Raw genomic sequence first — 23,177 nt, forward strand, 5'->3', positions numbered from 1 at the left:
CCGGGTCGTTTGTTGTCTGAATTTGCCCCTATGAGCTTCTTCTGACCAAGGGGCGAATGCCCCGCAACATAGATGCATTGTGAAGTGATATTACTGCCTTCTCTGTATTTACATTCCATATACGGTTTAGATAAATACATTTGTTTCCTATTATTTCCTATGTATTCTAGTTATTTATCGTATTTTAATGATATTTCATCATGTTTTATATGTTATAATTTTCTAGTACAATATACGGCTATAAGGGCGGTCGGCTAATCTCCCAGAAGGGAGGTGATGCCCATGGAGGTCAAAGATGCTCTTTCCTTAATGTTCATGTTCGGCATGTTCATTTTGGCATTGCTCACCTACATGAAAAAGAAATAGACCGCCCTGGCTAGGATAACGGTCTATTTCCGACCCATCTTACGTGGCCGACTGCTCTTTATGCAGTTATTGTGCTTTGGAGTCGTGTTCCCGCACGGCTCCTTACTTATTCTTACCTCAGTATAACTCATTTTATAACGCTTTTATAGGTTTTGTTGATTATTTTTATCTATATAAGTCCGTAATGTTGTCTGCAGTAATTTCACTTGACGGTTCCGTGTTTACGAAACGACCCAGCCTTAGATCGCTCTTATCTTAGGCTGGGTCGTTTGTTGTCTAAGCTTCATCCAACATTATAGATCTGGACATCCGTAACGTGAATAAGCTGTGTGGGTTCGCCTAGCGTTCTTGTATTCACGAACCCGAGAACCTTAAGGCGCTGCCGGCTGCGACGCGGTTACGTTCACAGGGTTGTCCGCCTGACTCCGCTTCCCTGTCATTCTCCCCTGGCGGACCAAGTGTCGGCTTCAGACATCAACCGCGTGAATATTGTGTTATCTGAAGTTATTATCATCTGTGATTTGCTCACATCGGTCTATTCTTCTTCGGTATTGATGTCATTACATATTCATTGTTCTTTATCAATTTTCCAATATACATAATTTGTCCTAAATGTTCAGAAAAATGAGTTGCACATTGTAGAATCATATCTAAATTGGTCCTCTCCTTGTTCCTTACCAACTACCCGCATTTCATTGAAAAGTAGTCTTAAGTTGATGAATTCGTAAAAAAGACCGAATAGCGATAAAAGCTAATCGATCTGATGGTGTCAGAAACTATTAATCATTGTTTTTTGGATGATATTAATAAAACTACCCCTATGATAATTAACAGAACAGGTATGATAATCCACCAGATACTAAGATCGAATAAACTATATCTGAACGCACCACTATTGTTATTGTTAATTGCTTTTTGTACTGACTCTAATGCAGATACAATAAAACCAGTACAGAGAATTACGACAGAAGACAAGAAAGATACACAAGCTAGTAATTGTTTTATCATTAATCCTCCTCCAAAATAGATTCTACCTAGAGAATTTGAAGAACTCCCTCAGGTAGAAACATTATAATTGGTTATGGACTGTAAGACAAATTGGTTGCTGTAGTGGAATACCATGTAGGGCCATCTGTAAAGAGGGTTTGCGTTCTAAATTGATGGCTTGATGCAAAAGACAAGATTTTATTTGTAGCATTAATCAGAGCACCATGGCCAGTAGTGAAGGATTTGCTTGCTAATGACGAATTATTACTTTTATATAAATACTCTGTCGTTAGTCCTGTTAATTTATCCCCAATCGCATCCATTTTGGTATTAGAAGTTCCTTGCCAAGTATAGTTAAAGCTCAATTCGATGCCTTCTTTACTTGCAGAGATCCCAACCTGATATTGAGTATTATTGTCCAAGTTTAAATTCGTAGTGTTTGGGGACCAGTTAATCAAATAATTTGAACTGGAGTTCGTCCTAATATTTGATTTATATCCTGAAGTCCAGACGTTTGGATTAGAGTCAGCTACTCCCGCAGGATAAATTTGAGAGTCCGCTAATACATAATAGTGAGTTTTTGCGCTATTCGCATAGAATAAATAATCGGTAACTGCTTTACCTGCAATAAATGTCACAACCGAACCATTCACGCTTGGTTTATATGTTCCATTTACTGAAAAGGTTTTTCTTACACTAGTAAGTAAATCACCTTGTTGTGCAGCTGCAAGAGAATTTGAATTCGTAGTATATTCAGTTGCAGAGGAGAACAATTTATCCATATCATTTTTAAAATCATTAATAAAAGAAGCTAAATCATTTGTTTGCACAAATGAATTAAATTTCTTGAGCTGTTTAGCTTCGTTATCTATCGGCTCATCGTTTTCAAGTACTGCAATTTTACCATGGGAATTATAGAGAGCAATAAGTGTTGTTTTTGTTGGAACTACGATGTTTTTTTGACCATCTATTGTCACTTCATCATTTTGAATGACAGCATCAGGATTTAGCTGTTTAAATTCGTTGTTGTCAAGAAATAAAGGAAGATTTAATTGCTCAAACACTTTTTTATATAACGAGAGTTTATCAATATCATTCCCCGTAAATACCACAGTGTTTCCGGGTTGATTAATTTCCGATTTAATATCATTGAGAGAAATCGAATTGATACCACTATCTAAGCTATAGCTATACGTTTCAACTTCGTCATAACTAGTTGCACTTGCATTTTGCACATTAAGCGGAATAATCGTTGCAGCAATAAAAAGTGAGAGGAAAAGTTTTAATTTTTTCATTAAAGACCCTCCTGCAAATGTATTTGTCGCGACATATTACATTATTAACATAGTAAACAAATAATGTCCATAAATTGTTAAAAAACAGGAATTTAGACGGTGTTATGTGTGGTGGTCGTATAATAATATAGTCCTTGGACTCCAGTGGGATAAAATGCCTAATTTGTGTTTTTATTCTATGAGTAAAGGAGGGTACAAGGAAACAAGTTCAGCGAATTGAATCCCATGTACTGAAAAGCAAAAACTGTATGAAAAAGTGTATTGAGGACTTAGTAAACGTATCGATCTGAATAAAGAGATTGTGAAGTATAGAAAGTGATTACAAACAATTAATCCCCCCGCGGGGAGGATTTGGCGTTTCTAACGTAAGTAGTTACTGACCCGATCCGGAAAGAAGACCGAAAGCTGAAGCAGCATCTGTCCCCAGTTTTGGACACGGCCTGTCCATTTTAGTGTCACATCCATCGTGCTCAGGTAGAGCATTTACAGCAGGGCTTCATCGGTAGGGAAGATACCTTTCCTAGCGAAGCTGCCGGTGGTAACTCTCAATCATATTTGTGGTGTAGATAAGTTTGCGAATCTCAGATGGGTACTTGAAAAAGGTAGAGAGTTCCCCCCCCAATTGTTGCGCCAAGAGCAGATAATAAGCGGATACTTGACGCCCCAGACTTCCTTGAAGCGGTCCAGTTCAAGCAGCGCCCCTTCCTCAGTTGCAGCTTTGTAAATCGGCTTCAGGTCAGCGGTGACTTTCTTGAGATCCTTGTACGACAGTTAACAGGTGGAGTTGCGGATCTGGTGAATGATGCACTTTTGAATCTCGGTCTTTGGATAGCAGGCCGCAATCGCTTCGGAGGACCACTAAGATTATCCACACAGATAATGAGAATGTCTTGGACACCACGATTTCGCAGGTCATCTAGGACGCTTAGCCAGAACTTACTGGATTCATTCTCCCCGATCCACATACCGAGCACATCCTTGTTTCCGTCCAGGTCGATGCCGATCACCATGTAGGCCGCTTTGCTTACATCAGTGAACTATCATTTTGTAATTTTTTATACAGCTTGTATTCTTCAATATCCAATGGTCTATTTATAGGATATAACAATAACCTCAACAATGATTTCACTTCTTCAATACTTTCATTAATTATTCCATCAATATAATCTTGTAACCATTCTTCATATGGTATTCTTAATTGAGGGTAAACCTCGTCACCATTTTTTACGAGTTAATACCACTCATCAAAAGTATCATAGTTGTCTGAATACAAATTTTCATTCAATTCCATTGAGATATATCCCCTTTACAATTTTGCTGGTATTTCAGTTAACGTCTTTGTATTAACGAACCCGAGAGTCTTAAGGCGACCAACGGGAGCCAGGTCGAAGACTTAGCCTCGTAGGAGGTTGTCTGGCTGCCTTCATTTCTCCGAAATGCCTTCGGTCCAGACCAAGGGCGAATGCCCGCCGCTTGAATACATTGTTAGATGATGGTGACGGCTTCTTGAATTACTTACAAATTCATTCTACTAGTAGTTCAATAATTCCCTATCAATTTCGTCAATAGATCCAATATCTTTTATTCCATCCCAAAAAAGACTATTTCGTTTGCCTCATTATTTCTTATGAAGGGTCTTTCCTAATTCAATGTCTGCACTAAAAAAGCCCAGCATACTCTACCTTTCCAGTCTTAAGCGTAAATTTCATTAGTCCTTTAAATCTAATCCTCTCTGGAATCTGATTGGTTTCTTCGAGCATCTCCCTCAATACACATTCTCTTAGAGTTTCCCCAGGTTCCCTTATACCGCCGGCTAACTCCCAATTATTCTTCCAACTATTATACAAGAGTAGAAATCCGTCATTATTCTTCGCAACAACAAATGCATGTGTAATTGGACTTAAATCTATATTATTTATCTGATCTTCTGTAATATTAATAAGCTCTTCAAATACATCTCCATTTTTGTTTTTACATATTGGCACCACTGATCTCCCCCAGAAAAATATAGTCCTTCGTCACTTTCACCTAACGTTCCCGTATTCACGACGTCCCACCGACTTAAGGCTCCGTCAGAAGCCGGCCGCGATGCGGTTAGTCGGTGCGGATGTGTCCGGCTGATTCTGCTTCCTAGGTGACTGCCAAATGCCTCATTGAATCTACTTCTGACTGCTTCGGCCGGACCAAGGATCGGCGCCAGCCGATCCGCAGCGTGAATATTATGTTATATGACGTACCACACTTCTTGAATTGCATTCAATTAGTAATGATTCTTCTCCATTCAGCTTCTAGTATGCTCATTTCTATCAAATTCCAAAATGAGTCTTTATATCTTCTAGCATCTCTAATAAGTCCTTCTCTTACAAATCCAACCCTCTCATAACAATTTATAGCCGAGGTATTAAAATCAAATACACCTAAGCTAATTCGGTGTAATTTAAATTCTTCAAAACCGATTCTAAGAACACTATTAATCATCTGCTTCCCATAGCCTTTACCTCTATGATCATTACTTAGTAGTACTTTACCAATTCGTGCTGATCGATTATATCTATCGACGTTTCCAAGGGAGATATGACCTACAAGTTGCTTTGTGTCTTCTTCAACTGCTTTATAAATGAATTTAGTAGAGGTTGTCTTATCGTTAGCATCATTTAAATAATCATTCAATTGGTCTGTAGTTAGAGGATAAGTAAATTGAGGACCAGACCATTGAAGTAAGAATGCTTCATCTCCACTCCATTCAATAAGTTTATCAAAGTCTGGAGGCTCAAAATACATAAGAGTAATCATATGAATCTATCCTTTCTGCGCTTGTGGTATGTCTTATAACGTTCCAGCATTCACGACGCCCCACCACCAAGGTTCCGGAGGACCCGGCCGCGATGCGGTTAGGTGATGCGGGTGTGTCGCCTGAGTCCTCTTCCTCGAAATGCTTCGGGACCGAGGAACGGCGAATGTCGGCCCGATACGTGAATGTAGTGTTATTGGAATTCAGCGCCTTCTTCGAAATTACTAAACATAAAATGTTTTCTTACATGTGTTAGTTCAAGGTAGCACTTTCCACGAGTCCTCACTTACAAAGTGTTGACTTGAAATTCTAATTATGTCTAACTCCGTGTTCGCTCTCAATTTAAGATTAGTGAAAAGATGATTTGTGTAATTCTCATGTGCTTCTCGACTTACCCAACCAGTTAGGGTTAAATACCGATTATTGTCTTTAGAAGAACAGGCAAACTTTCCACCAAGCATCGTATTAGTCGTTTTCATTCCTGGATTCCAAACTTGATTTTGGACCTCTTTAAAATGATTAATTCTATCTTCTTTTACATCGGTTATTGCAGTTCGAATGAACTTACTTTTTCTAAGAACTGAAATAAAATCATCTAAAAGCCCTGTGATGTTATTTACTTCTTCAAAAAGTTCAACATTAATTGATGAATACGTCCTTGACTGATTAGATTCTGAGACTATCTCATCATGTACATTGCCCATAAAGTAATCATAATCTTCTTTATTTTCCCAAAATGAATATATACAAGCCGATAACTTATTTTTTATATCCCAACCGCCTATTTGGCCTATGAATCCTTTTAGGTTATTTATTAATTCCCAATTTGTTTGTAACCTTGAAAAAGTATCAACTTCATTGCTTTTTACTTGACATGTAATTCTTTTAATTAACATTTCGATGTACTCCTTTTGAATTTTTCATCTCTTGCTGGTTTTTTTATTTCTCTTATAAATCCGCTTTGCAAATTAATATTTTCACCCTCTTCTTGTGCTTACTATCAATAAGTATATTGCACCAATTTCTTATAACGTTGTTGTGTTCCTGACGCCGATTCCCCTTAGATAGCTCTAATCCTAGGGGAATTGATGTGTCTGCCTGAATCTGCTTCCTTGAAATGCTTCAGGCAGACCGAGTGGCAACAGATTCAAAGCTGGAACACAGTGTTATAAGATGTTGGATCCATCCCTGAATTGCTTACACTTTATTGTATTGACTTTACGTACTTTTTAATTTGTTTTTTATAGTGTTTATCGTGGGGAATAAATCCTCTTAAATATCCCCTAATCGAAAACTTCTTTCTGTCTCCGTCTTTATATTCCTTTATATAATCTTCCTCTGGTAATCCGGTGATATCATCAATGATCTTGTTTCTGTATTCAAAGAATTGGTTAATGATAGAATCTCTTGTTTGAGTCTTTGCATATTCCCTTGCATTAGCGTTGAATTCATCAAAGTTCAAATGCCTTACAGTCACGGATTGACCAAGCTTGATCTTCTCTATACCTTCCTCATAAAAATATTTGTCCCAAAGCATGATATGACTTATAACATCTTTCAATGACCATTTCCCTTCTGAAATGGGACTATTCCAATGTTCCTCATCTATAGTCTTTAACTCTTGTACAAAGTCAATAAAGGTTTTGAATTCTTCTACCATTTCCAAAGAGGTCTTCGCCATGTACATTACTCCTTTGAGTTGTTTTTTTATATCCTTTGCCCCAATTTCTTATAACGTCATTGGATTCACGAAACGCCCCAGCCTTAGATAGCTCTTATCTTAGGCTGGGGCGTTTGTTGTCTGAGCATCTTCCATGATTATACATCTGACAACCTAGGGGCGATAGCCCCAAAGCGTGAATACTATGTTAGACGAAGTTATTTCCCACTTCGAAACTCAAAAAATATTTATCTAATCATTCTATTGTTCCAGAGTTCAATTACTACATCCATCTGTGAATTATGTACCTTTTCCTCTGGTTCTATCGTTCTTTTCCATAGTTCTTTCTTATTATTAATTAATTCTGGGTTATTCTTGATTAGTTCTATTGCTTTTAATCCGTATTTTTTATTCTTATCTGATTTTGTATATTCCCCTTTTGGTATTCCATGCACAATTCCTGTTTCACATAATCCTAAGAACGTTGTTTTCGGACACCCTTTTGCTTGTGAAGCTGTTCCAACTCCAAATATCTCTCTAGTAATGACTTCCCATGCTTCTCTTGGATTTACAAAATTATTATCTTTTATGTATTTTACTGTTTTTACAGCTGCTTCCCCGTATTTACTCAATTTAATTCCTTCTTTCTAAAGGATTTAACCTTGCAATAATTTCGTCTAACGTTCCCGTATTCGCGAACCCGAGAACCTTAAGCCCCAACAGGGGCGGACGCGACTGCGGCTAGGTTCGCAGGGTTGTCCGCCTGACTCCACCTCCTCGAAATTCCACTGACGGACCAAGGGACGGTGTCAGCCGGCACGCCGCGTGAATATTGTGTTATAGGATGTCAGCGTCTTCGTCGAGATACTACCCATCGTCAATAGTCTCTAAAAAATCTTCAAGGTACATTACATCATAACTATTATTCTTCATTCTTTTATAGAGATCTTTATCTTGAGTTATTAATGTGCAGCCTTCGAAAACGGCTGTATCTGCGATAACCGCATCATCAATATTATTCTTTGAATCATTTAGTATCTTTCGATAGACTTCGCCTTCTCCCAATCTTGCATATCCAAATCTAGCTCGACCATTCAATATAAATAGTGATATTGGTACCAAGGTTGCGCGAAGGTCAACTAACATTAATATATTTGTTTTTCGAATATCCTGTTTTGCATCTGGTATTTCACATAGCTCCTCAACCTGAATAGAAGTTATATAGTATTCAAATTGTTTTCTGCTAGAGTTCTTTACTTTATCGATGAATTCAGGCAATTTATCAAATACATTTGAATCAAACATAATTTTCTTCATTGAAAATGCCTCCTACTAATTCTTCACGCCGATTTCCTTAACGTTCCTGTATTCATGAACCTCCAAGGGGTTGTCTGCTGAAATTCCTACTCGAAATCCATCCGCAGGCCAAGGCTCAGAAGGAGCCGCAGCGTGAATATATTGTTATCGGATGTTTCATTCGTATTCCTCGATAAGCATATCTGCTTTATTTTTCACGGTTGAAGCTGACTTTTTATTATGCCGGGCATCAATCGGAAAGAAATCTATAGTAATCTCATAATCCTTTGAGATTTTAATTGCTTCTTTTTCAAAAGTCTCTTTCTTCTCGTAAGACTTTTCATCGTAACAAATGATTGAAAATATGCCGTAATCAATTCCGGTTACGTGTTGGTAAAGTGGAAGTTGATATTCTAAACCTTTTTTTAGACTGCTATGAGAATCTACTTTAAACTCAATAAGAGCTCTATATCTTTTTCCACAGCTGATTTTGAAGTCAACATAGCCTCTACCTGTGTGACTTTCTCTGGTTATATCCAAGTTATAATTCTTTAAATACAAATCAATATAAAAATCAAAAAGGATTTGAATCTCATCTTCCGAAAAAACCTTCTGTTTATTGTTTATTAATTTATACAATTGCTTATGCTTTACATAATAATCAAATTTCCTCATCATACCTCTGACTATTTCAATGAATCCTTCTTTTGTTTGAATGTCAATAAAGGCTTCTCCAGTATTAGTTTTTCTTACCTTCTCATATTCTTTTTTTATGTCCTGAGGCATTAGATCAACATAATCATCTAGATTTACATTAAATCTTTTTTCAAAGTTAAGCGGGTCTCTAATATACATTTGATAAAGTATACCAACGTCAAGAAAATCAACGTCTTCAAAAATTAAACCAATTAAATAGTTTATGTCCTGAAATGAATCCAATATATCCTTAGTCTCATCAGATATTTCGTTATCTTTGTCGTAATACTTCTTAATTTGGTTGTTAAAAATCTCTTCTTGTTCATCCAAATCTATTGCATCACTCATGTAATCCAATAATTTATACAGTATGAATTCATGTATAGGCTTTAAAGTGTGCGGGAAATCGTCTGTAACGTATTGACGTAATTGCATCAATTCATTTTTGCATTTTTCTTCACTGCTCATCTCCTTTGGGAAAATATCAGCATACATTTCTTCAAATGGTAGATTTCCTGCAAACTCAATAAACAATTCTATAAAGACATCTAAAGTTGAGTTCGTTAATTGGTTTAATTTATTGCTCTCTTGAAAAATTGTTATCACTTTATATTCTCCTTTAGAATTAAATTTCCGATAACGTTTTTGTATTCACGAAACGCCTCAACCTTAGATAGCTCTTATCTTAGGTTGAGGCGTTTGTTGTCTGAGCTTCTTCAATGATTGTACATCTGACAACCGAGGGGCGATAGCCCCGATGCGTGAATATATTGTTATCTGAAGGACTTGTCATCATAGAATAACCCTTAGTAGATTATCAGCTCTTTAAAAACATGGATAAAAGAATTCCTTCCTTCAAATTTTTATTCTTATGCCCAACGTCTTTCCTAATTGTTAGTAATAATTTTTCGAGCTCTTTAAGTATAATATTCGGATCATTGGCTTCTTCTTTTCTTTTTGATATGTTTCGATAGTTTGACCATTGAATAATTACTTCATCGGATCCCCAAACTAATATCTTCTTTGTAAAATCTTTAATAAAATCATTCATTTCAACTGGAGTTTTACTATGAGGATTGTCCATTAAATCAAACATGAAATCTATTAATTCATTATAAACCGGTATTTTCTTTTCCCTCATTTCCTTATCTATAATCATTCTTCTCTCTAAATATTTTCCTAAAGTAATAGTCATGACAGCAACAATAAATGTTGTTACTGCAGTCACTATTGCAGGAACGTACTCTTTTGGAAGTCCAGAGAATGCTCTCCAGAGTGAAGATAATAGATACCAGAAGCCATATAAAAATCCAACTATTATTGCTAAACCTATAACTAAATTAATAATTTTTAATATACCCTTCACTGTATACCTCCATGACAGTAATTTATTCACAAGTCTTTCAGATAACTCTTATTCTGCGAATGTCGTAATCCCTTCTCTTTCCCGAATTATTACGACATTCGCATTACATCCATTTATTATAATGTTATGCGAAGTTTCCAGTATATTCAATTCGTTCTTGCATTCGGTTCAAAGGACTTTGGATTCGTCGGATATCTCTAATGCTCACATGAGTATAGATTTCAGTAGTCTTGGAACTCGTATGGCCCAGCATTTCTTGAATATATCTTATGTCTGTACCTGCCTCCAAGAGATGGGTAGCAAAGGAATGCCTCAGCGCATGAATAGTCGCGGGCCTTTGAATGCCTGCCTTTTGTATATCCCCAAGGTACGTTCATCAGCAGGAAAGCTCCACTGCTTTAGATCCGGATGCCACTTTCGTCCCGGAACGTTACGTATTCGCCGAACCCAATCCCGATCGGGAGAAAGTGTCAGCCATAGCCGCCCTTCAAAGTCATTTTGCACTTCAATACGTTTTACATGCACGGTTGTCCCCCCGATCAAAATGCTGGTGTTCTTACTCTACAGATACGCGTCTCCTAGAACGTAAAAAAGAGACGGTTTTTCAACCGTCTCCGATTCTTTCGGAACATATTGCTCTCTTCAAAAAGGTATAACCAAAACCAAAAGCCCCGCTTAATCCCTCTCAATCGTCAAAACTTTCCCCTTGGCATCCCAATGCCCTTGCGCGCCCAGTGCTTTGGTGATAAAACGCATCGGCACGTAGTTGGAGCCCTCGAAGTTTTGCACCGGCTCGGCAAGCACCTCGGCGGTACCGTTGATGGATGCCTGCTTGGAGCCTACTTTCAGGACGATTTTGGCGCCGGTCAGGTCTTCCGTGAGCGTGATTTGTTTGGTCGCTTTGTCCCAGGACAATTTTGCGTCCAACTGGTTCGCGACGTGTTTCACCGGCACCATCAGCGTGTTATTTACGATGACCGGCTCGTATCCCGGAACCAACATCATGGTCGGGTCATCTTCCGCATACATGTCGAACGATTTACGCGTGATCTGCATATCGTTCTTCAATAAACGGTACAGTTCCGACTTGCTGTCCAGATGGCGCAGCACCTCGCCCGGCGTTCCTTCGCCCGGAGCCACGTTCCAGAAGCCTTTGGAGCCGTCCACCGGATGGATGGTCACAGGCTCGTTGATTTTCCACGTTTCCGCTTCGGAATGCACCTTCACCTGCTTCACCGGAATGTCCTTGTTCGCCGGCAGCTGCACGGTCAGGTCCATGTTTTGCTTGCGGATATTCATTTTGCTGTCGAGCAGGAAGTCGAGCGAAAGCACGGTGTCTTTGCCCAAAACGGTGCGCAGCTCAGGCGTTCCCTCGAACAGCTGGTTTACGTTTTTATCGAAATCAGGCAAAATCTCGTTCACGGCGCTGATCAGCTGATCCGCAACGAGAGCGATTTCTTTCTCCTTCTCCGCACTGGTTAGCGCATCCTCTTCCATCCCCGGAACGCCGGCGTAGTAAGCAGCGATGATCGGATAATAGGTGTCGTATAAACGGGTAATCAGTTCTTTGAGGCCTTCTTTGTCCTTGGACAGGCTGGTCAGGAAGCCTTTGGCCAGGCCGGCCAGCTCATCCCCGCGGATTTCGACGTGCAGCTTTTGCAGCGACAGCGACTCCCCGTTCACTGTATCGTTCACAGGCGTAATCGAAATCTTGGACGGATTCGGCGTATGCTTCAGCAGAAAACCGAGCATGTCCTTGTACATTTGAATAACGCTTTCGTTGTTCATTTGCGGAACCGCAAAAGCAGGATCCAATGTTTCCGGTTCAAGCGATACGGAGATCGGCTGCGTCATGCCTTCGACCGACAGATTCAATGTTTTCGCATCCATCGCCAGGTGGAAAGGAAGCTTTTTGCCTTGGAACTGAACGGCCCCTTCCATAGACGCGTGATTCAAGTCCTGCGTAATGGCTTGGTCGATCGTAATGGACAAGGAGCTCAGCAGATCGATCGCCTTTTGGTCCTCTGCGCTCAGTTTGCCGTCAGCCGGAACCAGCTGCAAGGACACGGTCTGCTTGGACATCGACGATTTGACATCCAGCGAGCTCAGCGCCGCCTTGCCAACATCCACGCCGCCAACGGCTTGACAGCCTGCCATTACGACCAGGAGCAAGGACAGCATGGCAGCCAGTCCCCATTTGAAACGCTTCTTCATCATGTTCCTCCTTATGTACCCATCGTATTTTCTTGCCATAAAAAACACTCAGGAATCTCCCGATTGTATATAGTATGCCAGTGCGCGTAGGCCTGTGTAAACACTATTTTTGCATGATTTTGGAATCCGACACGAACTCCCCCAAACAAGCAAAAGCCGACTCTCGCACTGTTTCGTAACAGACAAGATCGGCTTTTGAATTTGAATGGTGAAAATGGAATGCGGCTTCCAGCGTATGTTTAGGGTCTGCTTTTGGCGACTCCGCTATCTTTATGCCTGGACTTTCATCTCGAACTTATGCCTCCACCTTTTTCCCCACGATCACGAGATCGCGCTCGATGCCATCCAGTTCGGCCACGCCCGGCAGCAATCCCCAATCCTCAAAACCATACTTTCTCAACAGCTTGAGGCTCGGATCGTTGTGGCCGAACACGAAACCGACCAGTCTTTTGAGCCCCAGACGCGGACAGGCTTCAAACGCTTTTTCCAGCAAAATGCCGCCCGCGCCCTTGCCGCGGCACTCCTCCGACACATAAATGCTGATCTCCGCCGTCGCATTGTAAGCGGCCCGTCCATAAAAGGATTGAAAGCTCAGCCAAGCGACCGTCTTCCCCTCCGACTTCATGACCCACAGCGGGCGGTGATGGCTGTTATGCTCGTCAAACCAGCGCCGGCGGCTTTCCACCGTTACCGGCTCCAAATCCGCTGTCACTTGCCTTCCGGCAACGGTTGAGTTGTAAATCGCGACGATGTCCGGCAAATCTTCAAGTACGGCATCTTCGATCGTATAGTTGTCCCATGTCATGCTGCAAACAGTCCTCCTCGAGCGAGTCCGATAGATTTTGTTTTCTATTGTAATGGAAGAACGGCGGGAGCGCTATACGGCAGATTTTAGGGATGACCCTCCGTCACAGGCCGGGCCTTCCCGTCATGGGTTAGTTCACGAACGTATTTTTCACCCGTTGGGAACGGAGCAAATACGCCGTCCACACGACGCAAAAGGTTAACCGCTGAATGACCAGCCCGGTTTTCGTATACTGATCCCGTTCGGCTCCGCCCAAATCCTCATACGTCAAAAACCGGTCGAACACCATGCTTGTTCCCAAATCAAACAACACGGTCAGCACAAAATAACAAATCATGATCCATGGAAACGCGGACTTTTTCCGGTAGAGCAGCACTAAGGCGACGACGAGCAGGCCCAGCATGACGGCCGTGGACAAGGTTTCCAGCATAAACAGCCGTTTGGCGTGCGGGTTGTAGTATGCGCCGTCCGGGGACGTCAAGGAATGCCAAGTCTCCGAGGAATAGATCGGAAGCAAGCCCCGAAAGAAATAATCGGAAAACAATAACAGCGAATAATACATGTTGATCTGCAAAAGCACTAACCATCCGCCCAGCCCTTGGGGCACATCCGTCCGCATGGATAACGGCGGCTGCCCCCTCGCCGGCCTCGTCTCGCGTTCCAGGTTATCGTTTGGATTCATCGCGTTCTCCTTTCGTTGCGCTCGACAGGTTCGTCTTCGATCCCCACCTGACGGCAGCTCCACGCCCACAGACGTTTGGCATCCTCCATGTTTTCGGCTTTGGCCGTGAGCGGCTGCGGTTTTTTCTTGTAAAAATATTGCCCGCTAAACTGCCCCGCCTCCGGCTCGGAAGCGAGATACACCGCCGTTTCGGCCCCTTTTTCCGGAGTGAGGAAAAACGGCTTCAGCATGGCCAGCACCGTTTTGCCGAACCCGGTATCGCGGTTGACGCCGATTTGGGTTCCGACCGCTCCCGGATGCAGGCAGTTGGCGGTGACCGAAGTACCGGCCACGCGCGAAGCGAGCTCCTTCGTAAACAAAATGTTCGCCAGCTTCGACTGCCCATAAGCTTTGGCCGGGTTGAATCCGCGCGTCAGGAACGGATCGTCGAAATGGATTTTCCCCGCCTTATACGCGCCGGAGGCGACCGTCACGACCCTTCCCTGCTTGGCGGCCAGCAGCGGCTCCAGCAGCAAATTCGTCAGCAAAAAATGACCCAGGTGATTGACCCCCATGTCCATTTCGAAGCCGTCGGCCGTCTCCTGCCTTTTCAGCATGACGACGCCGGCATTGTTGAGCAGCACGTCAAGCTTGCTGTAACGCTCCCGGAACGCCTTGGCGAATTCCCGTATGCTGTCCAAACGGCCCAAGTCGCAAAGCATCAATTGAATACGATCCGAACCGCTTTGCCGCACGGCCTCTGCCAGCGCTTCCTGCCCCCGTCGTTCGTTGCGGCACACCATCACGACGTCCGCTCCCTGCTTGGCCAGCGCAATCGTGGATGCAAGCCCCATGCCCGAATTGGCCCCGGTGACGACCATCAATTTGCCCATCGTTTCGTTCCTCCCGTCCCTTTTTTTAGCTTCACATCATCCCAATGTCTGCCCGCCGTCCAGTCTTTTCCTATTTCTCCCTATCTGTAATTAAACATGCCCGCACGAGGAAAGCAACCGTTGGTTTTCCTTTTGACCCAAGGCCTGCGTTTTTTATTTGCCGCTCTGACGGATTATAATGAAGTAGAATAGAAAACCGAAGGAGGTGTGCCGGATATTATCCGGAGAACATATGAAACTTGGAGAACGCATCGTGTCGATCGAACTATACGCGCAGCCTGGAGCTGCCCAGCCTTATTACCAGCCCGTGCTGCTGTGGGATCAAGAGGGGGCAACGCTGGTGGATACCGGCATGATCGGGCAAATGGACCAGATGACCCGGGCGATCCGCGAAGCCGGACTGCAGCTGTCGGACATTAAACGGATTATTTTGACGCATCAGGATATTGACCATATCGGAAACTTGGCGGCGTTTATCGCCGAAAATCCGGCGATCGAGGTGTGGGCGCATGCCGATGACATTCCGTACATCACGGGCGAAAAACGCATCATCAAAATGACGGACGAGCGCATCTCCCAAATGCCCGAAGCGGCGCAAACCGCCATCCGCTCCCTTTTCGACAAGCTGCCTTCCATCCGGATCTCCCGCGTGCTCGCAGACGGCGACGTACTCGATATCCACGGGGGCATGCGCGTCATTCATACGCCGGGCCATACCCCTGGCCATATCTGCTTGTATCTGCCTGAAGAACAGCTGCTGCTGGCCGCGGACGAGCTGCGCGTCGTTGACGGGGATTTGGCGGGACCTCCGGAAGGTTTTTTCACCCTGGACATGGACGAAGCCGTACGGAGCATGCACAAGCTGACCGGTTTGTCGCTGCAAAAAATCTTTTGCTACCATGGGGGCTTGTACGATAACCATCCATCCGAACGCCTTGCCGAGCTGATCCGCACGCTGGAACAGGCATAACAAACTGCCCGAACAAGCTTTCCTAAATGCGCCCTCATTTCCGCACGTAGTTTTTTGGGATTGAGAGCCAGAAAACGGTTCAGCCCAATCACGCTTGGGTGTACAATGGAAGAGCGATTCGCACGGGGGAGCTTTTTTAAAGAAAGGAAGATGGGATGATGAGCAGTCGTATCGAACAATTGGAACAATCCATGAATGAAAAGGGATGGGACAGCCTGCTGGTGACCGATCCCAAACATGTATACTATTTGACCGGATTTGCCAGCGATCCGCATGAACGTTTTCTCGGCCTGCTGCTCGTTCGCGGCGAAGAGCCGACGCTGATCGTGCCGGCCCTGGACGCGGAAGCGGCAAACGCCGCATCCAGCGTCAAAAACATCGTGACCCACAGCGACACGGACAATCCGTATGAGCTGCTGCAGCGGCTGTTTAAAGGCAGCATCGGCACGCTCGGCATCGAGAAGGAACAGCTGACCGTCGCCCGTTACGAAGAGCTGTCCGCAGCCGTTTCGGCCAAGCAATACGCGGATATCGGCCCGCTGCTGCGCAGCATGCGCGTGAACAAATCGCCGGAAGAGATCAAACGGATGAAACACGCGATGGAACTGATCGAAGAGGTGCTGCGCCAAGGGCTGAAAAGCGTCAAAACCGGCGTGACCGAAATCGAAATCGTCGCCGAGCTGGAATACTTAATGAAGAAACTCGGTGCGCAGGGCCCTTCCTTCGAAACGATGGTCTTGTCCGGACCGAAAACGGCCTTGCCGCACGGCACGCCGGGAGACCGCAAAATCCAGCACGGCGACCTGCTGATGTTCGATATGGGGGTTTACGCGGACGGCTACGCCTCCGACATTACCCGCACGTTTGCGGTGGGAGACATCTCTCCGGAACTGAAAAAGATATACAACGCCGTATTAGAAGCCAACCTTCAGGGCATTCAAGCCATCAAACCGGGCGTGACGCTCGCGTCGGTGGACAAAGCGGCCCGGGATGCGATCGAAAACGCAGGCTACGGCCCGTATTTCCTGCATCGCCTCGGCCACGGCCTCGGCATGGATGTGCATGAATATCCTTCCGTGCACGGCAACAACGCCGATCTTGTGCAGCCGGGCATGGTGTTCACCGTCGAACCGGGCGTCTATGTCGCAGGCCTTGGCGGCGTGCGGATCGAAGACGACATTTTCGTGACGGACAACGGCGTGGAAGTGCTGACGTCCTATCCGAAAGAATTGACCATTCTCGAAGGCTGACCAAGCGTTTAGAGCATTCGTTCGCCGCTTGAAAAACAACAAAAAACCGGAATGCCTCATCCTTGTCGGATGCTGCTTCCGGTTTTTTTATGCGTACAGAATGTATATGCATTCGCCGGCCGCTCTGCCGGCCGTTCAATAAAAAGGCTGCCGATTACGATTGTGCCGGACGGTTTGCGCCAGGTTCCTCATCGGCAAACTTGAAGTCGCGGGCGATATACAAAAACGGCGTCCCCACGGCGGTCAAAATGAACTTGATGATATACGTCGTCAGGAACACTTCCAGCCACACGTTCCACGTAAAACCTTCTCTTCCCGCAAACGCGATGACGCAAAAGACGAGCGTATCCACCAGCGAGCTGATCATCGTGCTGCCGTTGTTGCGGATCCAGAACTGATGGCGTTTGCCGTAAAACTTGCGGATCCAGCTGTACAGCTTCACGTCCAGGAACTGGCTCACGAAATACGCGGTCAAGCTTCCGAGCGCCAGACGCGGCATCAATCCGAAGATGTTTTGCAGCGCCTTCTGCATTTCGTCGTCCGCGCCGCCCATCGGCTTGAAATAAAGCGCCATCTGCATCAGCACGGTCGTGATGATCAGCGTAAAAAAGCCGAACCAGACGGCCTTCCGCGCCTCCTGCCTGCCGTATTTTTCGTTCAGCAGATCGCTGGTCATGTACAGGCTGACATACATCGTATTGCCCAGCGTCATGGCGATGCCGAACATTTCGATCGTTTTGGTCACCTGAATGTTGGCCACGACGGTGGCGACGCCGATCCAGGCGTACAGGCCTTTTTTGCCGAACAGCCGGTAACAGAGCAAGTACAGCGAAAAATTGACGAGTACGTACACGATACCCCAAAGCAAATTAAACATGATGTTTCCTCCTAGTTTTGATTACGCGGGATGGTTTCGAACCGCGGTTTCCGGGCGTCTTGGCCCAAAAACATGTTCTAATGTAACATAATTCGTCCCCTTGTGGCTATTGTTTTTTTCTGAAAAAACATGTGGGCAAAGCCGGGCGTGAACGAAAAAAAGAGCCCCGGCATCCGCCGAAGCTCCAAACCATCTATATGTCGGGATGTTGCAGGCAAGCCCTAGAGAGACCTCGTTCAACCTACGCACATGTTAAAACGAAGCGCCGCAAATCCCGGGAAAAGAACGTTCTGATTAAACGTTGACCGGATTATGCCTGGACGGCATGGTCCAGATCCACGTCCTTGTTGAAGACGTCATGGTCGTTTTCTTTCAAAATTTTGCTGGATACCAGCCCCGCGACCATCGAGTCGTTGACGTTCAGCGCGGTACGGCCCATGTCGATCAGCGGTTCAACCGAGATCAGGAGGCCGGCGAGCGCCACCGGAAGGTTCATCGTGGACAAGACGATCAGGGAAGCAAACGTCGCCCCGCCGCCTACGCCGGCAACGCCGAAGGAACTGATGACGACGATCAGGATCAGCTGCACGATAAAGCTCCAGCTCAGCGGATCGATGCCGACCGTCGGCGCGATCATGCAGGCCAGCATGGCCGGGTAAATGCCGGCGCAGCCGTTTTGCCCGATCGTGGCCCCGAAGGTTGCGGACAAGTTGGCGATCCCTTCCGAGACGCCCAGCTTCTTCGTTTGCGTCTCCACGTTCAGCGGAATCGTCGCCGCGCTCGAACGGGAAGTGAAAGCGAAGGTCAGCGTCGGGAATACCTTTTTGACGTATTGCACCGGATTAAATCCGAAGAGAGCAACGATAATCAAGTGAATGATAAACATCACGATCAAAGCGACATAAGATGCAATGACGAATTTGATCAGCTTCAGAATTTCGTCGACGTTAGTGGTCGCCACCGTCTTCGTAATCAAGGCGAGGATGCCGTACGGCGTCAGCCTCAAGACGAGCGTTACGATCCTGAGTACCACCGCGTAGACCGCTTCAACCATTTTTCGGAAGGTGGCCGCCTGCTCCGGCTTTTTGCGGTCGATGCCGAGCACCGCCACACCGATGAACGCGGAGAAAATAACGACGGCCAGCGTGGACGAACGGCGCGCGCCCGTCATATCGGCGAACGGATTCGTCGGCACGAATTCCAGGATTTGCTGCGGAATCGTTTTATCCTGGACATCGCCAAGCTTCTGCTCCAGCTTCTGTCCCTGCTGCGCCTCGCGGTCGCCCGCTTTGATGTCAATGGCTTTCAGGTTAAAGCTGAGGCTGGTCGCGATACTTACCGCGGCTGCAATCGCTACGGTGATCAACAGCACGGCGATGATCGAACCGCTCATTTTGCCGAGATTTTGTCTGCCCTTCAAATTCATGATGGCGGAAATGATCGAAACCATGATCAGCGGAATGACCACCATCTGCAGCAGGCCGACATAGCCGTAACCCGCCAAATTGAACCAGTCGACCGACTTTGATATCACTTTGGAATCGACGCCGAAAATCAACTGCAGTACGACGCCAAACACGACGCCGAGTCCGAGACCGGCAAACACGCGTTTCGTGAACGATACATGCTTTTTCTGCATCCACAGCAGAAGGCCGATCAAGGCCAGCATGACGATCACATTGACAACAACCCATAATGTGTTCATCTCTTTTATAGCACCCCTTGTTATTCTTAAGGCCCTTCAGCGTTCCCCGTCCGCAGGCGGAAATTGCTTGGCCTTTGATGATGTATGATGACTGGCCGAAAGCAAGCTTTAACGCCGGTAGAATCGGCGAGCTTCTCAATCAGCTTCGAAAGTGATTTTAAGTTTAGCACAATTCATAGTATTTGGATAGGATTAATTTTAGGACAATTTCGGGGATATGACGCAAAAAGAAGTCATCCCTTGTAATTTTGGATGACTTCTCCTCAGTTTTTTCCTATTTCGTTCAATTTATAACCGCATCCGCCGGTTTCTGCTTTTTTATCCGAAGGCGGACATGCCCCGCAGGAACCTCGCATCTCATTTCATGCCTAGCAGCTTGTAAATCTCGTCCATGCGCACATGCTGTCTCACCGTTTCAGCGACGCGGTCGAATTCCCGTTCCTTTAGCGCTTGCACCGAAAAAGTCTCCGCCTCCCGCCGCAGCCCCTTTGCCGCGCGGATCGCATTCAGCCAGCTCCTGCGGAACCCGTCGTTATGGAAAATGCCGTGCACATACGTGCCCCACAACCGGCCGCTGGCCGTGCCGCATCCTTCCGATTTGGGTTCCCCGCCGGACTCATGGATTTGGAAAAGCGGTTGGACCTTCAAATGATCGCTTTCAAGCACGGCGGTTCGTCCCATATGTATCTCGTAACCTTCTACCGTGAGGGATTCACGGCCTGGATCGTGTTCCAGGCGCAGCGGGCATTCCGGCAGCACTTGGCCGCTGACCCGCACCGTTCGTTTGTCTTCGGCAAAAACGGTGGCAAGCGGCAGATAGCCGAGGCCATCCGTCTCCGCCGCATGCGGGTTTTCCAGCCCTGCCGGATCGGACAGCGTTCTGCCCAGCATCTGGTACCCGCCGCATATGCCGATGAGCTGGACCGTTTCGGACCGCATCGCCTCGGCAATCGCAGCTTCGAAGCCCTGCTCCCGGATGAACCTGAGATCTCCGATCGTGTTTTTCGTGCCGGGCAAAACGATGACGTCCGGCTGCCCCAGCTCGGCGGATCGGCTGACGAAACGCACGGACACGCCGGCTTCTCTGCCGAGCGGATCGAAGTCCGTAAAATTGGAAATGCGCGGCGTGCGGATCACCGCGATATCGATGCCGCCGGAAGGCGCTTTTTCAGCCGCGGGCTGTTTTCGCTCTTCAAGTGCTACGGAGTCTTCCGCTTCCAATCGAAGATCATGGATATAGGGGATCACGCCAAGCACGGGAATGCCGGTCCGCTCCTCCAGCCAGTCCAGCCCCGGCTGCAGCAGCGACAGGTCCCCGCGGAACTTGTTGATGATAAATCCCTTGACGCGCGCACGTTCATGGGGCTCCAGCAGCTCCAGCGTGCCCACGAGGAAGGCGAACACGCCCCCGCGGTCGATGTCCGCCACCAGCACGACGGGCGCGTCCGCCCAGCCGGCCAAATTCATGTTGACGATATCCCGGTCTTTCAGATTGATCTCGGCGGGGCTGCCCGCGCCTTCCATCACGACGATATCGTATGCGGAGCGCAAGCGTTTCAGCGCCTCCATGACGGTTGCTTTGGCCGTCGGTAAATACCGGCTGCGGTAGTCCGCCGCGCTCATATTCGCCAAAGGCCGGCCATGGACGACGATCTGGGAATGCATGTCATGCGTCGGCTTGATCAGGATCGGGTTCATGTCCGTCGTCGCTTCGATCCCGCACGCCTCGGCCTGCATGCCTTGAGCCCTCCCGATTTCCTTGCCGTCGGCCGTCACATAGGAATTCAGCGCCATGTTTTGCGATTTGAACGGAGCCGTGCGGAAGCCGTCCTGCACGAAGATCCGGCAGAGCGCGGCCGTAAGGACGCTTTTGCCCACATCCGAAGCTGTCCCTTGCAGCATCAGCACCGCCGCTTGTTTAACGCTCCCTGTTCCCTTGTCCTCCGTCACCTGCGGTTTCCTCCTCTATCTATATCCATTTATAACCGATACTGAATGATCGCAAGCACGAGCAGCAGCAGCGTTTCGATCCCCTCGTTCAGCGCGCCGTACGTGTCGCCGGTCAGGCCGCCGAGCTTGCGGGCCATGCGCCGCGCCGCCCACGTTCCTCCCGCCCAGGCTGCAAGAGGCAACGCCACCCAGGCCAGGCCTGCCTGCAAATACGTCCACTCCCCGATGCCGAGCAGCGGACACAGCGCTGCCGCGGCTGCGGCAAGAAGAAGGGCCCCCGGCAGTGCCGCCAAACTGTGGCGTTTCTCCATGCCGTTAAAATTGCTGCCGGCCAGTCCTTTGTTGCCGCGGGCCATCGGCCACGACGCCATCGCATGCACCATAAACCACCGGCTCCAGACCGGCGGCAGCAGCAGCATGAGCGGCGGCCAGCCCCTGATTAGCAGCGAATAAAGCAGCGATGCCTTCAGCAGCAGAAGCAGCACGCAGGCCATGACGCCCATCGCGCCGACCCGGCTGTCCTTCATAATCTCCAGCATCTGCTCCCGCGGCCTGTAGCTCAAGAGCCCGTCCGCGGTGTCCATCCATCCGTCCAAATGCAGCCCGCCGGTCAAGGCAACCCACACGGCCAGCGTCAGCACCGCGGCAGGCAGCGGCGGAAGCAAGTACAGAGCAGCGGCCGCGACACACCATACCACCGCGCCAATCGCCGCGCCCGCAAGCGGATAATGGCGCGTGCTCCGCCGGAACAGCTCGGGCGTGTAATCCAGCTGCGCTTTGACCGGAAACCGGGTCAGAAATTGAAAAGCCGCCGCTACGGCTTGCAGACCCGGATTCATAACCGGTACTCCCTGCTTTTGAGCTCGATCGGGATGCCGACCGTCACCAGAAAGACCTGCTCGCAGACGCGGGCGACCGATTGGTTCAGAATTCCCGCGTAATCGCGGAACAATCTGCCCAGCGGATATTCCGGCACGATCCCGTCCCCGACTTCGTTCGTGACGAGCACGAGCGGCCCGGGGTAAGCTTGGACCGCTGCCACCAGCCGGTCGATGGCTTCCCGGATCGACGGCTCCATATGTTCCTGTTCCTCCGCCGCCAAAATCACGTTGGTCAGCCACAACGTCAAGCAGTCCACCAGCACCGCCGGCGTCTCGGAGCCGGCATGCAGCGACGAAAGGAGCTCCGGCAGCCTCAGCGGCTCCTCCATCGTGTTCCAGCGGAATTCCGCCCGATCCCGCTGCTGCTTATGCAGGGCGATCCGCTGTTTCATCTCCGCGTCGAACGCCTGCGACGTAGCCACGTACACGGCCTCCTGCGCGTTCGCCATGATCCAACGCTCGGCAAACGAGCTTTTCCCGCTCCTGGCCCCGCCGGTAACCAAAATGCCCATCG

Annotated in this window: 22 protein-coding genes and 2 pseudogenes; 3 read left to right on the forward strand and 21 right to left on the reverse strand. The window is 47.1% G+C overall.

Annotated features, from left to right (window positions below):
• Positions 1-282: 282 nt before the first annotated feature.
• Positions 283-366 carry a putative holin-like toxin gene (locus MKY58_RS22105; protein ID WP_220687457.1) on the forward strand — a complete coding sequence of 28 codons (84 nt, stop codon included), beginning with the start codon at positions 283-285 and terminating at the stop codon, positions 364-366.
• A 525-nt stretch (positions 367-891) separates the two neighbouring features.
• Here MKY58_RS22105 and MKY58_RS22110 read toward each other — a convergent pair.
• The 16 genes and pseudogenes from MKY58_RS22110 to MKY58_RS22185 all read right to left on the reverse strand — a co-directional run bounded on the left by MKY58_RS22110 (position 892) and on the right by MKY58_RS22185 (position 15,030).
• Positions 892-1,047, reverse strand: a complete 156-nt coding sequence (locus tag MKY58_RS22110) for a DUF1572 family protein (protein ID WP_339322133.1) — start codon at positions 1,045-1,047, stop codon at positions 892-894.
• A 398-nt stretch (positions 1,048-1,445) separates the two neighbouring features.
• Positions 1,446-2,648, reverse strand: a complete 1,203-nt coding sequence (locus tag MKY58_RS22115; protein ID WP_339322134.1) for a hypothetical protein — start codon at positions 2,646-2,648, stop codon at positions 1,446-1,448.
• A gap of 360 nt (positions 2,649-3,008) precedes the next feature.
• Positions 3,009-3,711: pseudogene (locus MKY58_RS22120) on the reverse strand (IS256 family transposase); the annotation flags it as partial.
• 595 nt (positions 3,712-4,306) lie between these two features.
• Positions 4,307-4,633, reverse strand: a complete 327-nt coding sequence (locus MKY58_RS22125) for an NUDIX domain-containing protein (protein WP_339322135.1) — start codon at positions 4,631-4,633, stop codon at positions 4,307-4,309.
• A gap of 271 nt (positions 4,634-4,904) precedes the next feature.
• Positions 4,905-5,441 (reverse strand): GNAT family protein, encoded by a 537-nt coding sequence (locus tag MKY58_RS22130; protein WP_339322136.1) that lies wholly within the window; start codon positions 5,439-5,441, stop codon positions 4,905-4,907.
• 255 nt (positions 5,442-5,696) lie between these two features.
• Positions 5,697-6,335, reverse strand: coding sequence for a YdbC family protein (locus MKY58_RS22135; protein WP_339322137.1), 639 nt, complete (start codon positions 6,333-6,335; stop codon positions 5,697-5,699).
• 308 nt (positions 6,336-6,643) lie between these two features.
• A complete protein-coding gene (locus tag MKY58_RS22140) occupies positions 6,644-7,120 on the reverse strand; it encodes a DinB family protein (protein ID WP_339322138.1) in 477 nt (158 codons plus the stop codon).
• 227 nt (positions 7,121-7,347) lie between these two features.
• The gene (locus MKY58_RS22145; protein WP_339322139.1) at positions 7,348-7,731 is read right to left on the reverse strand and encodes a hypothetical protein; all 384 of its coding nucleotides are present in this window, start codon (positions 7,729-7,731) and stop codon (positions 7,348-7,350) included.
• Positions 7,732-7,966: 235 nt separating this feature from the next.
• Positions 7,967-8,416 carry a hypothetical protein gene (locus MKY58_RS22150; RefSeq protein ID WP_339322140.1) on the reverse strand — a complete coding sequence of 150 codons (450 nt, stop codon included), beginning with the start codon at positions 8,414-8,416 and terminating at the stop codon, positions 7,967-7,969.
• 156 nt (positions 8,417-8,572) lie between these two features.
• Complete coding sequence (locus MKY58_RS22155; protein ID WP_339322141.1) at positions 8,573-9,697, reverse strand: hypothetical protein; 1,125 nt, start codon at positions 9,695-9,697, stop codon at positions 8,573-8,575.
• 211 nt (positions 9,698-9,908) lie between these two features.
• Complete coding sequence (locus tag MKY58_RS22160) at positions 9,909-10,457, reverse strand: hypothetical protein (RefSeq protein WP_339322142.1); 549 nt, start codon at positions 10,455-10,457, stop codon at positions 9,909-9,911.
• A 124-nt stretch (positions 10,458-10,581) separates the two neighbouring features.
• A pseudogene (locus MKY58_RS22165) lies at positions 10,582-10,812 on the reverse strand (tyrosine-type recombinase/integrase); the annotation flags it as partial.
• A 320-nt stretch (positions 10,813-11,132) separates the two neighbouring features.
• Positions 11,133-12,671 (reverse strand): copper amine oxidase N-terminal domain-containing protein, encoded by a 1,539-nt coding sequence (locus tag MKY58_RS22170; protein ID WP_339322143.1) that lies wholly within the window; start codon positions 12,669-12,671, stop codon positions 11,133-11,135.
• 295 nt (positions 12,672-12,966) lie between these two features.
• Positions 12,967-13,476 carry an N-acetyltransferase family protein gene (locus tag MKY58_RS22175; protein WP_339322144.1) on the reverse strand — a complete coding sequence of 170 codons (510 nt, stop codon included), beginning with the start codon at positions 13,474-13,476 and terminating at the stop codon, positions 12,967-12,969.
• 130 nt (positions 13,477-13,606) lie between these two features.
• Entirely contained in the window at positions 13,607-14,158 is a 552-nt protein-coding gene (locus tag MKY58_RS22180; protein ID WP_339322145.1) for a DUF2569 domain-containing protein, read from the reverse strand.
• Positions 14,155-15,030 (reverse strand): SDR family oxidoreductase, encoded by an 876-nt coding sequence (locus MKY58_RS22185; RefSeq protein WP_339322146.1) that lies wholly within the window; start codon positions 15,028-15,030, stop codon positions 14,155-14,157. The genes MKY58_RS22180 and MKY58_RS22185 overlap by 4 nt, the downstream gene beginning before the upstream one ends.
• A 232-nt stretch (positions 15,031-15,262) precedes the next feature.
• On the opposite strand from MKY58_RS22185, the gene MKY58_RS22190 reads away from it, so the two are divergent.
• Together MKY58_RS22190 and MKY58_RS22195 are read left to right on the forward strand one after the other, a co-directional pair.
• The gene (locus MKY58_RS22190) at positions 15,263-16,000 is read left to right on the forward strand and encodes an MBL fold metallo-hydrolase (RefSeq protein WP_339322147.1); all 738 of its coding nucleotides are present in this window, start codon (positions 15,263-15,265) and stop codon (positions 15,998-16,000) included.
• Between the two features lie 158 nt (positions 16,001-16,158).
• Positions 16,159-17,250 (forward strand): Xaa-Pro peptidase family protein, encoded by a 1,092-nt coding sequence (locus MKY58_RS22195; RefSeq protein ID WP_339322148.1) that lies wholly within the window; start codon positions 16,159-16,161, stop codon positions 17,248-17,250.
• Positions 17,251-17,404: 154 nt separating this feature from the next.
• On the opposite strand, the gene MKY58_RS22200 is transcribed toward MKY58_RS22195, so the two are convergent.
• From MKY58_RS22200 to cobU, 5 genes are all read right to left on the reverse strand, one after another.
• Positions 17,405-18,127 (reverse strand): queuosine precursor transporter, encoded by a 723-nt coding sequence (locus MKY58_RS22200; RefSeq protein WP_339322149.1) that lies wholly within the window; start codon positions 18,125-18,127, stop codon positions 17,405-17,407.
• A gap of 310 nt (positions 18,128-18,437) precedes the next feature.
• Positions 18,438-19,832 (reverse strand): L-cystine transporter, encoded by a 1,395-nt coding sequence (locus tag MKY58_RS22205; protein WP_212952801.1) that lies wholly within the window; start codon positions 19,830-19,832, stop codon positions 18,438-18,440.
• A gap of 357 nt (positions 19,833-20,189) precedes the next feature.
• Positions 20,190-21,734 carry a cobyric acid synthase gene (locus tag MKY58_RS22210; RefSeq protein ID WP_339325226.1) on the reverse strand — a complete coding sequence of 515 codons (1,545 nt, stop codon included), beginning with the start codon at positions 21,732-21,734 and terminating at the stop codon, positions 20,190-20,192.
• 77 nt (positions 21,735-21,811) lie between these two features.
• Complete coding sequence (cobS, locus tag MKY58_RS22215) at positions 21,812-22,621, reverse strand: adenosylcobinamide-GDP ribazoletransferase (RefSeq protein WP_339322150.1); 810 nt, start codon at positions 22,619-22,621, stop codon at positions 21,812-21,814.
• The gene (cobU, locus tag MKY58_RS22220; protein WP_339322151.1) at positions 22,618-23,175 is read right to left on the reverse strand and encodes a bifunctional adenosylcobinamide kinase/adenosylcobinamide-phosphate guanylyltransferase; all 558 of its coding nucleotides are present in this window, start codon (positions 23,173-23,175) and stop codon (positions 22,618-22,620) included. The genes cobS and cobU overlap by 4 nt, the downstream gene beginning before the upstream one ends.
• Positions 23,176-23,177: the final 2 nt, after the last annotated feature.

Origin of the sequence: Paenibacillus sp. FSL W8-0194 (assembly GCF_037969745.1) — a bacterium.
In the GTDB taxonomy this organism is placed as follows: Bacteria; Bacillota; Bacilli; order Paenibacillales; family Paenibacillaceae; genus Paenibacillus_AQ; species Paenibacillus_AQ cookii.

Bases quoted from the DNA above. Each gene is read 5' to 3' on its own strand.
- cobS (WP_339322150.1), bottom strand. From the start codon at position 22,621: ATGAATCCGGGTCTGCAAGCCGTAGCGGCGGCTTTTCAATTTCTGACC.
- MKY58_RS22170 (WP_339322143.1), bottom strand. From the start codon at position 12,671: ATGAAGAAGCGTTTCAAATGGGGACTGGCTGCCATGCTGTCCTTGCTC.
- MKY58_RS22200 (WP_339322149.1), bottom strand. From the start codon at position 18,127: ATGTTTAATTTGCTTTGGGGTATCGTGTACGTACTCGTCAATTTTTCG.
- MKY58_RS22130 (WP_339322136.1), bottom strand. From the start codon at position 5,441: ATGATTACTCTTATGTATTTTGAGCCTCCAGACTTTGATAAACTTATT.
- MKY58_RS22175 (WP_339322144.1), bottom strand. From the start codon at position 13,476: ATGACATGGGACAACTATACGATCGAAGATGCCGTACTTGAAGATTTG.
- cobU (WP_339322151.1), bottom strand. From the start codon at position 23,175: ATGGGCATTTTGGTTACCGGCGGGGCCAGGAGCGGGAAAAGCTCGTTT.
- MKY58_RS22150 (WP_339322140.1), bottom strand. From the start codon at position 8,416: ATGAAGAAAATTATGTTTGATTCAAATGTATTTGATAAATTGCCTGAA.
- MKY58_RS22135 (WP_339322137.1), bottom strand. From the start codon at position 6,335: ATGTTAATTAAAAGAATTACATGTCAAGTAAAAAGCAATGAAGTTGAT.
- MKY58_RS22140 (WP_339322138.1), bottom strand. From the start codon at position 7,120: ATGGCGAAGACCTCTTTGGAAATGGTAGAAGAATTCAAAACCTTTATT.
- MKY58_RS22185 (WP_339322146.1), bottom strand. From the start codon at position 15,030: ATGGGCAAATTGATGGTCGTCACCGGGGCCAATTCGGGCATGGGGCTT.
- MKY58_RS22105 (WP_220687457.1), top strand. From the start codon at position 283: ATGGAGGTCAAAGATGCTCTTTCCTTAATGTTCATGTTCGGCATGTTC.
- MKY58_RS22195 (WP_339322148.1), top strand. From the start codon at position 16,159: ATGAGCAGTCGTATCGAACAATTGGAACAATCCATGAATGAAAAGGGA.
- MKY58_RS22115 (WP_339322134.1), bottom strand. From the start codon at position 2,648: ATGAAAAAATTAAAACTTTTCCTCTCACTTTTTATTGCTGCAACGATT.
- MKY58_RS22190 (WP_339322147.1), top strand. From the start codon at position 15,263: ATGAAACTTGGAGAACGCATCGTGTCGATCGAACTATACGCGCAGCCT.
- MKY58_RS22180 (WP_339322145.1), bottom strand. From the start codon at position 14,158: ATGAATCCAAACGATAACCTGGAACGCGAGACGAGGCCGGCGAGGGGG.
- MKY58_RS22210 (WP_339325226.1), bottom strand. From the start codon at position 21,734: ATGCTGCAAGGGACAGCTTCGGATGTGGGCAAAAGCGTCCTTACGGCC.
- MKY58_RS22205 (WP_212952801.1), bottom strand. From the start codon at position 19,832: ATGAACACATTATGGGTTGTTGTCAATGTGATCGTCATGCTGGCCTTG.